General features: G+C 47.7%; 11 protein-coding genes. All 11 read left to right on the forward strand.

Annotated features, from left to right (window positions below):
• Positions 1-186 precede the first annotated feature (186 nt).
• The 11 genes from RMO35_RS01010 to RMO35_RS01060 all read left to right on the forward strand — a co-directional run bounded on the left by RMO35_RS01010 (position 187) and on the right by RMO35_RS01060 (position 9,998).
• Positions 187-1,386, forward strand: a complete 1,200-nt coding sequence (locus RMO35_RS01010) for a PAS domain-containing sensor histidine kinase (RefSeq protein ID WP_309737946.1) — start codon at positions 187-189, stop codon at positions 1,384-1,386.
• A gap of 563 nt (positions 1,387-1,949) precedes the next feature.
• The gene (locus RMO35_RS01015) at positions 1,950-3,794 is read left to right on the forward strand and encodes a CHASE3 domain-containing protein (RefSeq protein WP_309737949.1); all 1,845 of its coding nucleotides are present in this window, start codon (positions 1,950-1,952) and stop codon (positions 3,792-3,794) included.
• Positions 3,791-4,225 carry a response regulator gene (locus tag RMO35_RS01020; RefSeq protein WP_309737951.1) on the forward strand — a complete coding sequence of 145 codons (435 nt, stop codon included), beginning with the start codon at positions 3,791-3,793 and terminating at the stop codon, positions 4,223-4,225. Before RMO35_RS01015 ends, RMO35_RS01020 begins: the two co-directional genes overlap by 4 nt.
• Positions 4,226-4,941: 716 nt before the next feature.
• Positions 4,942-6,159 carry an ATP-binding protein gene (locus RMO35_RS01025; RefSeq protein WP_309737952.1) on the forward strand — a complete coding sequence of 406 codons (1,218 nt, stop codon included), beginning with the start codon at positions 4,942-4,944 and terminating at the stop codon, positions 6,157-6,159.
• Positions 6,160-6,461: 302 nt separating this feature from the next.
• Positions 6,462-6,677: a chlorophyll a/b-binding protein gene (locus tag RMO35_RS01030; RefSeq protein ID WP_309737953.1), complete on the forward strand. Its 216-nt coding sequence runs from the start codon at positions 6,462-6,464 to the stop codon at positions 6,675-6,677.
• Between the two features lie 537 nt (positions 6,678-7,214).
• A complete protein-coding gene (locus RMO35_RS01035) occupies positions 7,215-7,442 on the forward strand; it encodes a hypothetical protein (RefSeq protein ID WP_309737954.1) in 228 nt (75 codons plus the stop codon).
• 10 nt (positions 7,443-7,452) lie between these two features.
• Complete coding sequence (locus RMO35_RS01040) at positions 7,453-7,710, forward strand: hypothetical protein (RefSeq protein ID WP_309737955.1); 258 nt, start codon at positions 7,453-7,455, stop codon at positions 7,708-7,710.
• Positions 7,707-8,474 (forward strand): hypothetical protein, encoded by a 768-nt coding sequence (locus RMO35_RS01045; protein WP_309737956.1) that lies wholly within the window; start codon positions 7,707-7,709, stop codon positions 8,472-8,474. The genes RMO35_RS01040 and RMO35_RS01045 overlap by 4 nt, the downstream gene beginning before the upstream one ends.
• A 21-nt stretch (positions 8,475-8,495) precedes the next feature.
• A complete protein-coding gene (locus RMO35_RS01050) occupies positions 8,496-8,768 on the forward strand; it encodes a hypothetical protein (RefSeq protein ID WP_309737957.1) in 273 nt (90 codons plus the stop codon).
• A 445-nt stretch (positions 8,769-9,213) separates the two neighbouring features.
• Entirely contained in the window at positions 9,214-9,495 is a 282-nt protein-coding gene (locus tag RMO35_RS01055) for a hypothetical protein (protein ID WP_309737958.1), read from the forward strand.
• A gap of 200 nt (positions 9,496-9,695) precedes the next feature.
• Positions 9,696-9,998: a hypothetical protein gene (locus RMO35_RS01060; protein ID WP_309737960.1), complete on the forward strand. Its 303-nt coding sequence runs from the start codon at positions 9,696-9,698 to the stop codon at positions 9,996-9,998.
• The last annotated feature ends 166 nt before the right edge of the window (positions 9,999-10,164 follow it).

A 10,164-nucleotide genomic window follows, 5' to 3' on the forward strand; every position in this document is an offset into this window, starting at 1 on the left:
GATCAAAACTACACGGATATCGCTCATAATAACCAACCTTTAACCAGAGTGGGACTAAATGAAATCTAGTTTATACCTACTGTATCAGTTACACATACCCAATCGATTAACTACTTTTTCAGTGTTATATTTAAATGCGATTTAACTACAATAATAACTTATTGAACTGGGAGGACAACAATCAGTGTGAACCATTCTCCGGACAACAATGCCGATCGTTACCCTCAGATCGTCACCGATCCGATCGAGCGGTATCAAACTCTGATTCAAGGAGTTGCGGCAATCCTGTGGGAAACTGACGCTCGGGGGGAAGTTCAGGCGGAAATCCCCCAATGGTCGGCATTTACCGGACAACCGCTGGAGTCGATTCAGCGTGGGGGCTGGCTGAATGCCCTGCACCCTGAAGATCGCGATCGCGTTCGGCTAGCTTGGCAGACAGCGGTAGAGCGAGCCGCAATGGCACCTACAGACCACATGACGTTTGAAGCCGAGTATCGCCTGCATCACCGCGACGATTACTATCGCTGGATGCGAGTACATGGCGTACCTGTGTTCGATCCAGATGGTACCGTCCAAAAATGGATGGGCTTCCATACAGACATCGACGATCGCAAAAATGCTGAATTAGCAGCAAAAGATCGCGCAGCAGAAATCCAGCGGCTAAATACATTATTGACCCAAATGATGGCATTAGTCGATCGACGCGAACGGGAAATCGACCAATTTACCTATACGATCTCTCACGATCTCAAGGCACCCTTACGCGCGGTAACTAACCTCTCGCAGTGGATTGAAGACGATCTGATCGGCGAACTAGCCCAACAAAGCAGCGAGCAATTGCAGCTACTCCGCACGCGGGTCGGTAGAATGGAAGCACTGATCGATGGATTACTCTTTTATTCGCGCATCAGCCGAATGGAGGTTAACATCGAGCGGGTAACTGTCGTAAAATTAGTAAGTGACGTTGTAGCATTGCTAGCACCGCCCGCTGGCTTTACGATCGAAATCGATCCAGGTCTACCGATACTGGATACCAAACGCTGGTCGCTCCAGCAGGTATTCTCGCAACTAATCGACAATGCGATCGCCCACCATCATCGCGACGATGGTAATATTCAGATTAGCAGTCAGCCGTTGGCTGAAGGTTATGAGTTTACCATTACCGACGATGGGCCTGGGATTCCACCTGCACAACACGAGTTTGTGTTTGGAATCTTTAATACGCTGGGTAAAAAAGCCGATCGTACGGGTATGGGACTAGCGATCGTCAAAAAGATTGTTGAAACTGAAGGTGGTAATATCGAGCTATCATCCGATCTGGGCGCAGGAACTCAGCTCAGGTTTACCTGGTTGACACCTGTAGCCACCGAGCTTTCGGCAGCTTAAAGGATACCTGGAAATATGGAAGTCTCTTCTCAAAGGCAGGATGTATACACGAGTCGGCTGTTGCTCCGTTCCTAGATCTAAATCCCCCAACCCCCTTAAAAAGGGGGCTAAAATCCGGATCTTAGTCCCCCTGCTTGGTGCAACGCACGCTGAGGAAACCTCAGCGCGATTGCATCCGCTGTCTTGTCTTGATTCGCTAAACCCTCTCCTTCGGAGACGCTGCGCGAACGGGAAACCCTACGGATCGCGAATCGCTGACCCAAACGGGTCGGGAACCTCCGCGTGATTTGGGTCGCTATTAAAGGGAGATTTAGCGGCTCCCGCACGCCTTTGTTCCCCGACGGTTTAGGGAGACAAGACAGGGGGATTTGCCCACTGTGAACGGAGCAATTAGACTTTTCAAACATCCTCTGCAAGGGAGTTAGAGAATTCAGAACTACGATCGAAGACATAAAATCTTTTCAGACATTCTCTTAGACTTCGCTTCTAGATCTAAATCGCCCAGCCTCATGCTTAAGATGGCTCAGGGGGATTCACGTCAATTGCTTTGTGTAGCGCAGTTCATGAAATCCGTTTGGCAACAGTTAAAAAATTATTGGTACCGCCTCCCGATCGAATATCGGGGTAGTGTCGTTATTGCTATCCCCTTAGTGTGTTTAATGGGGTCGGTGGTTACTTATACCCTACTCCGCCAACGGATGGTTGAAGCCCAAAGCTATGTCGAGTATACCAATCAAGTCTTAGCCAAAAGTCAGAGTACGCTGATTAGTCTCCTCAATGCCGAAACGGGCGTGCGGGGTTACTACATTAGCAAAAAACCGCTGTTTCTCGAACCATATCAAAGCGCCAGCAAGAAGATCGGCTCCGACCTCAAGGAATTAGAAGATCTCGTGCGAGATCGTCCCGACCAAGAACGTCAAGTTCGACTCCTCAACCAGCTTGCTGGTGCAAGGCTCGCTCATCTCCAAAGTCTCGTCCGGCAGGTGGATGAAAGTAATGGTGCCACCACGCCAGCCGATATCGATCGGATGCTAGCTGGCAAACAAGTGATGGATCGCTTTCGGAGTGAGATTGGCAAATTTGAAGCTGAAGAACAGCGGGTGCTGAAAATTCGCGCGGAAATACTCAAAGATCAGCAAGATTTTAATGCTACGGCAATGTGGTATGGTATTGCGCTGAGCTTATTCGGCACGATCCTGACGATCCGGCTGCTGCAAGACTTGACCAAAGAGTTACGCGATCGCGAAATCAGTCTCAGAGAGAGTCGCAGCCTGATCGAAGCGATCGTCTCCAATATCGTCGATGGGGCGATCGTCGTCAATCCCCAAGGACAGATCGAAACTTTCAATCCCGCCGCCGAACAGATGTTTGGCTACACAGCCGCTGAAGTTATCGGCTGGGAATGGCAGCGACTCTTGTCTGAAGAGGATGAAGCCACCCGCAAGCTGTTATTTTATTTGCCCTGTGCCCTCTCCGAACTTACCCCCACCGGACAGATCGTGCAGGCGGTGGGACGACGCAAAAATGGGGAAGTTTTTCCGCTCGAAGTCTCGATGAACAATATCGAGCTAGATGACGATCGGATCGCCATCTTCCGCGACATCAGCGCCCGCACCCAAGCCGCCAGCGCCCTCGCCGCCAAAGCCGTCGAAATGGCGGAGCTAAACAACTCGCTGATTGCCAGCAACCTCTCCTTGAGCCACAGCAACCGCGAACTCGATCAGTTTGCCTATATTACCTCTCACGACCTCAAAGCCCCCTTACGTGCGGTTGCCAGCCTCTCTGAGTGGATCGAAGAAGATCTCGACGAGCACATCTCCCCCGAGACGCGAGCGCAAATGCACTTGCTCCGCAGCCGCATCTACCGGATGCAGGCGCTGCTCAACAGTTTGCTCGAATACTCCCGCGTCGGGCGAGTCAATACACCAGTGATAACAGTGGATGTCCAGCGCCTCGTCACCAAAGTTATCGATGCACTCGCGCCGCCAGACACCTTTACCATCAAAATTACCACGTCGCTGCCGACGTTGCAGGCACGACAACAGCCACTCGAACAGGTATTCAGTCACCTCATCGATAATGCGATCCGCCATCACCCGACTAAAGTGGGTATAATCGAGATATCCGCTACAGATCTTGGGGATCGCTATGAATTTGCGATCGCTGATGATGGCGATGGCATCGAACCCCAGTATCAAACCAGAATCTATACGATCTTTCAAACCCTCAAAGCTCGCGATCTCCAGGAAAACATCGGCGCAGGGCTAGCGATCGTCAAAAAGATCGTTACGGCAGAAGGGGGCACAATTGAGTTACAATCTTTGGCTGGCAAAGGGGCGATATTTCGATTTACTTGGCCCAAACAGCCAGTTATTGACAAGGACAACACTATTGCTCAGGCACAATGATCGAAAACCTAATGTTAAATATCTTACTGGTCGAAGATGATGAAGTAGACATCATGACCGTCCAACGCGCATTTAAAAAAGGCAATATTACCAACCCCCTATTCATCGCTGGCAATGGCATCGAAGCACTCGCGATGTTGCGAGATACTCCCGAACAGCCGTCTTTGATTCCTGCCGATCGACGCTTGATCTTACTCGACTTAAATATGCCCAAAATGAATGGGCTAGAATTTTTGCACGAACTACGCCAAGATCCGGCGATTAGGCACATTCCCGTTGTCGTCCTCACCACCTCGAACGAAGAACGCGACCGGGTTCAAGCCTACGATCTCAATGTTGCTGGCTATATTCTCAAACCCGTCACCTTCAATACCTTTGTAGAACTGATGGTTACTCTCAATAAATATTGGACACTCTGCGAGATGACCTAAGATCTCCGCATGTCTGGATGCTTGGCGCTATCCCGAACGAAGCTTCGATCGGACTGCGATCTGGTTGCTGTTGGCGTAGCCGCTCAGAATGAGCATCGATACCAACACCATATAAGCCATATCATCATAATACATAATAAATTATAAAATATTTGTATAATTAGCCACACCCGCTGTGGAAGCGATACCTTGAAAAGGGGAGTACGATTGTGGTTTTCCTGCTCAAGCTAACGTCAGTTAGAGATGAGAGTAGCCCGGAGACTGGAAATCAGGGCTTGATACACAATGCGGTGCTGGTGTTGCTGAATCGATCCATGATGCACCACCAACAATTTATGTAGGGGTAATGCCTTGTGCTTACCCCACATCGATGAAGGGTACCCACAAGCGGTGTTTTTATCTCTGGGGTTCCCCCCGCTTGGGTATGGGTCACGGATCGGGAAAATGACCGACCCAACTCCGCAAGTGAAGCACCTTTTCAGGACAGCGACGTTTTTAGGCGTTGCTGGATCTGTGTATGATTTATCAACGTGCAATCGATGAAACCTTTGGTAGGGGTAATTCATGAACTACCCCTACCAAAGGTTTCATACCTCAATCCAGCAACGCCGACGTTTTTATTCGGGGGTTCCCCCGAATAAAAAAACGTCAAGACAGGGGCACCCCTACAAAAAAATCTTAAATCCATATTTCCCACTTTACAAAACTCACCTGGAATGGAAGAATCTCTACACATCCTAATCGTCGATGATGATGAAGTCGATCGCATGGCGGTCAGACGCGCTCTGCTCAAATCTGGGATGACAATAACGGTGAGTGAAGCCGCCAATTGTGCCGAAGCGCTTGCCTTATTAGAAGCAAACGAGTATGATTGCACCTTTGTAGACTACGGACTACCCGATGAAAACGGTCTAGCCCTGGTACAGTACGCTGTCAAGCTCGACGTCCAACATCCCCTAGTAGTCCTCACCGGACAAGGCGACGAGCGGATTGCCGTCGATCTGATGAAAGCAGGTGCCACTGACTACCTCCCCAAATCGCTGGTTAACCCGCCCAATCTCGCCCAAATCCTGCGGAATGCCATTCGGCTCAATCGTGCCGAACGCGACTCCATCATCGCCGCGCAACAGCTCCAAGAAACTAACAAATTACTGCTAGAACAAAACCGCGCTCTCGAAGAACAGCGCGAGCAAATCGAAATCCAAAACCTCCAACGCGAAGATTTTATCTCCCACCTCACCCATGACTTGCGAACGCCGCTAGTCGCCGCAAATATCATGTTCGGTTTGTTCGAGAAAGAGGCTTTTTGTCCGCTGTCTGACTCCATGCAAGAGGCGCTAGACGCGATGAGCCGCAGCAACCAAAACCTCCTCGAACTTGTCAATACGATCCTAGAAGTAAACCGTTATGAGTCTGGCAATAAAGCGCTGACGATGACCAAGTGCGATATGTGGGACATCATCCAAGCCACGATCGAACAACTGCAACCGCTAGCACTGTACAAATCGATCGAGCTAACGGCGACTAGCGATGTCCCCGATCCTACTTCCCTGAAAGTTTTGGGTGACTGTCAAGAAATTCGCCGCGCGGTCGCCAATTTAGTCGGGAATGGTCTCAAGTTTACTGACGTCGGTCACGTTCAACTCAAGCTCGGCTTTGAACCCGCACAGATTGAAGATGCCGTCGCGATGAATGGCTGGGTAACGATCGACGTTCTCGATACGGGGCTAGGCATGTCCCCAGAGGAACAACAAACCATTTTTGAACGGTTTCGGACTGGCAAACATCGCCAATCTGGTAGTGGCTTAGGGCTACACCTAGTCGCACGCATCATCACTACCCACTCTGGCACGATTACCGTCACCTCTAACTCTGGAGCAGGTAGTCTATTTAAGGTGCGTCTTCCCGCTCATCAGTTAGAGGGTAGGGGATAGGCTTTGGGCTTTAGGCTTTAGGGTAAGAGGTAAAAGGTAAGAGGTAAAAGGTTAATTCTCCCCCCTCTCCCCCTCTCCCCCTCTCCCATCTCCCATCTCCCTCAAACCAATCGACGATCGAAAGTTGCTAATATATCATCCAGATGAGAGATATCCCGACCGAAACTCCAATGATAAGATTTGTATAGATGGATGAGTTAAGCACACGCAGTAATGATAGTTAAGTCCCTCACCTGGGAAAGCAATCCTTACCTCCGACCATCGATCTAGTCCTTATCCACCCAAAATCTGGAATAAATATCATGGCAACTTCCTCTCCTAATCCTACCAAAGTCACTCCTTTAGCAGCCGATCGCAACGAATGGCGTTGGGGCTTTACCCCCCAAGCTGAAATCTGGAATGGTCGCTTTGCAATGATCGGATTTGTAGCCGCTTTATTGACTGAGTACTTCTCCGGTCAAGGTGTCTTACACTTCTACAACTTAATGCACACTGTTACTAACACAGTAGTTCGCTAGGTTGACGTAAGCTGTGTATCATCAGTCGATTCAATCCGACCGCTCGCTAGTTAGATTTCAACTCAATCTAGATCTAGAGAAAATTCTATAGCTAAAGTTTTCTCTAGATCGACATTAGCGTAGATCTAAGGATTCGCCAGCTTAATAACTTAATTGCAGTTTGTTTGAGTTCTGAACCAATCCTCTGGAGACTAAGATCGTGATTGCAGTTCATTTGCTATCAGACTTTAAGTTACTAGGAGGGGTTTTTGCGACACAAGACCTTCCCGCTCGGGTATCGACGATTCAATCGTTGACTCGTAGCCAGTTTAATTTAGTTTATAATTCCTGTTCATTCGCGATCGCGGCAACGGCAACCTGCTGATGTCCAATCGCTAGTTTGCAACATGCTCCTGCTGTTGCTGTTTTCCTAGAGTGCTTACCCAATTGCGTATCTATTACCTGTCTTTGGGATCTCTGGTATGACGGCTACTATCAGCGTCCAAGTCGGCTACACGATCGCTTGATTTCTTTGCGAAGCCCATATTTGGGCTGCTAGTGTTTGCGATCGCCGTCTCGAAAACACGATTCGATCGAGACAACAATAATGGTGGTGTAGCTCAGGATGCTGCCGAACTCGATTTAGTCACTACTAAAACCCGATCGCACTGGCGACTTGAATCGATCGAACTCGCTGAAATTTTTGGTAGATTTGCAGCAATTCATCAGAGATTTGCAAAGGGGGTGCGGTTAAATCCCACCTCTTTTTACTTTGTAGCCTGCTAACACGGCTGACTTGACGATCCTCGTTCGACTAGCCAGAGGCAATCCTCGACACGACTCTTTTCCGCCGATAGATTGCCAGCAAACTTTTTCCAGCTATGACGGCGATGCGAATCTAAGTCTGATTTATCGCATTGATGCTCGGGGTTTGCAAATTAGTAATTTACCAATACGTCAGCGTATTGATGTTTTTTGCAGCGAATTACTCCCGCCAGATGGGGTTTATGCCCTCACAACCACTAATTACGGCTCTACGGAGATTCACACATGACGGTTCTCAATCTCGAACTTGAAAGTCAGAATGTCAAAAGCATGAGTACGCTTAAGTACTACCAGCTCTCTGCTGCGACACCCCCACACGCTGGTTATCTCCGTCGGACTGAAGAGGTTATGCACCAGCTCAAGCAGTATCACCAGATCTCTCAAGAGTATATCATCTCAGTTCCCTACCTTTGTCAAGTATACCATTTGCTGGACTTAAAACACTTAGAGCAAGTACATAATGTCAGTCTCAAGGGCCTAAAGGTTGGCAGTGTCAGCAAATTTGAAGAGACGAGTAGTGGCGGTAAAGTCAAATTCAAAACTACGATCGATCGTTCGCTCAATATCCTGAAAATGTGGCGGCAACCAGTAGTAGAAGCAGAGTTAACCCTGCATACTCCTTATACGATCGAATTAACTGTCCCCGTCTTTAAAAGCCGCAAAGTTACGATAATTTTCAATATGTTGCCCCTGGGCGATGATATCCATAAACTGTTCATTGATATCTACAGCGATTTGATATTTCCCAAGCCAATCTTACAAATGATTCTGCACTGTGCTGCATGTCTGACATTGTTTGAAGATTTACCTTATCTCCATCGCCTAGCCAATGGGAACTTACAACGCAAAGTCAAAGCATACAAGGTTTCTAGTTGCGACACTATGCAGCTATTCAAGCGATTTGTCGATCTGTATGGGTCTACGCTCGAACAACCAGGCTCAGTCGGTGCGATCGAGCTAAGTCCCAGAGCGTTGCCAGATGTAGCCATTTAATTACTGTTATTGTCAGTCCTCATGTTTCTGCCCACTCTGTCTCAAACCATTACTGCGATTTATACGGTGTCTTTCACAACGCTGATGACACTAACTATGTTTCACTTTATCCAATCGGCTTGGAAAACGCTCCAGAAAGATTGGTTTCACCTCAAAAGGCTGCATCAAATTCCCTGCGATCGCTGTGTTTTCTTTACTGGAGAACACAGTCTTAAATGTACCGTCAACCCCTATACAGCTTTTCGAGAAGAAGCAATTGACTGTTTGGATTATAGACCCATTAAATCACATTAAGCTGAGATAGTAAAGCTTTTTTTAGCTAATTTAGATATTAGCAACTAAGTAGGTAGGTGCGATTATTTATAAAATAGATTACGCCTGAAGCCTAGCTGGTAGGCAGTGCCCACCCTACGCGATATCTTATATTTAATTACACTGCGGTCAAGACAGGCGGACTTTGCATCATGAGCGGAGACTTCCCGTCTCCAGGCTCCTCCTATCCCAAACTGATGTTAATTACCTGTTTAAAAGTCGATCTAGTCGCACGATTAGATCGGCTTTTTTGCGAACATTTTTCGGTTTAGGAACGTGACGATCCTGCTAGAACATATATACATCAATAGCCCCTCTCTATCTATTGACACCGATCGGATTTGCTCGGTTCATCCACTTGGTAGAAAGTAACATTCCTACTCAACTGCTAAGATTTTGGTACGATCTTACACACAGGAGTTTGCCGATGTTACTCACTGAAATCAACGTTGACGATCTCGATACGCTCACGCACTTTCGGATCGAGCGGTTTCTACACTTTTTTGCGACTAGTTTGCCAAGCTGCCTAATCGAGCTTGATGGCAACCAGTTACTCTCAATTCACTGTCCGAGTTCTGAAGTTGTTGACGATCTTTTGGATGAGTTGGAAGATCTGTGCGATCGAGCATGGCTGATTTTAGGCGTCAATGCACTCGCTCTATATTTTGGGCAAGAAGAAATCTTACGCGCTGACACTTATTTTCACTAGCTGAATGCTATGGCGGGTTCTCTATCCAAAGAGTGAATTTCCGGTTCACAATCTCAAATTTAATTGTCTCCATTGAGGTAGTTATCGATCGATCGTTTAGGCGATGATTTAGTGCAGCTAGAACGATATGCTGCTGTGATAACAACGCATATTAAAAGCGATTTTTCAATCTTACTCAACCTAATTTTTGACAAATAATCATGGAAAATTCACCAGATAAAGTAGCACCAATCGATCCGTCAGTGGCGCAGCCAAATCCCGAATACGATTCGCCGACCCCAGACAGCTACGACCCAAATATTATCCCTGCCGAAACAGCCGCCAGAATGGAACGCGAGGGCGAGAATTTTAAGCGGTTGCCCCAACATCCACCAGGATCGGAAAGTCTCGATACAACTGCGGGCTTTACCGTCGATAAAGAAGGCTTGGTAGACAATTTTGGAATCGAGCCAGAAATGTACTATGAAACTCCTGGCGATGCCAAAACCGAGGAATCAGCGTAGAACGGAAATTGCTAGTGTTTTAGTGAGTAGTGTTTTAGTGAATAGTGAATAGTGATTATAAGAGGCTGCTTGAAAAGTTTTATTTGTTACGATCGTAGACTTGAATCCCCCTGCTTGGTGCGCTGTCTTGACCCAAACGCTTAGCACGAGGTTCCCTCAGCGCGAT

This window comes from Chamaesiphon sp. OTE_20_metabat_361 (genome assembly GCF_031364565.1).

Coding starts and splice junctions, on each gene's coding strand:
- RMO35_RS01045 (WP_309737956.1), top strand. CDS start 7,707: ATGACGGTTCTCAATCTCGAACTTGAAAGTCAGAATGTCAAAAGCATG.
- RMO35_RS01055 (WP_309737958.1), top strand. CDS start 9,214: ATGTTACTCACTGAAATCAACGTTGACGATCTCGATACGCTCACGCAC.
- RMO35_RS01025 (WP_309737952.1), top strand. CDS start 4,942: ATGGAAGAATCTCTACACATCCTAATCGTCGATGATGATGAAGTCGAT.
- RMO35_RS01015 (WP_309737949.1), top strand. CDS start 1,950: ATGAAATCCGTTTGGCAACAGTTAAAAAATTATTGGTACCGCCTCCCG.
- RMO35_RS01050 (WP_309737957.1), top strand. CDS start 8,496: ATGTTTCTGCCCACTCTGTCTCAAACCATTACTGCGATTTATACGGTG.
- RMO35_RS01030 (WP_309737953.1), top strand. CDS start 6,462: ATGGCAACTTCCTCTCCTAATCCTACCAAAGTCACTCCTTTAGCAGCC.
- RMO35_RS01060 (WP_309737960.1), top strand. CDS start 9,696: ATGGAAAATTCACCAGATAAAGTAGCACCAATCGATCCGTCAGTGGCG.
- RMO35_RS01020 (WP_309737951.1), top strand. CDS start 3,791: ATGATCGAAAACCTAATGTTAAATATCTTACTGGTCGAAGATGATGAA.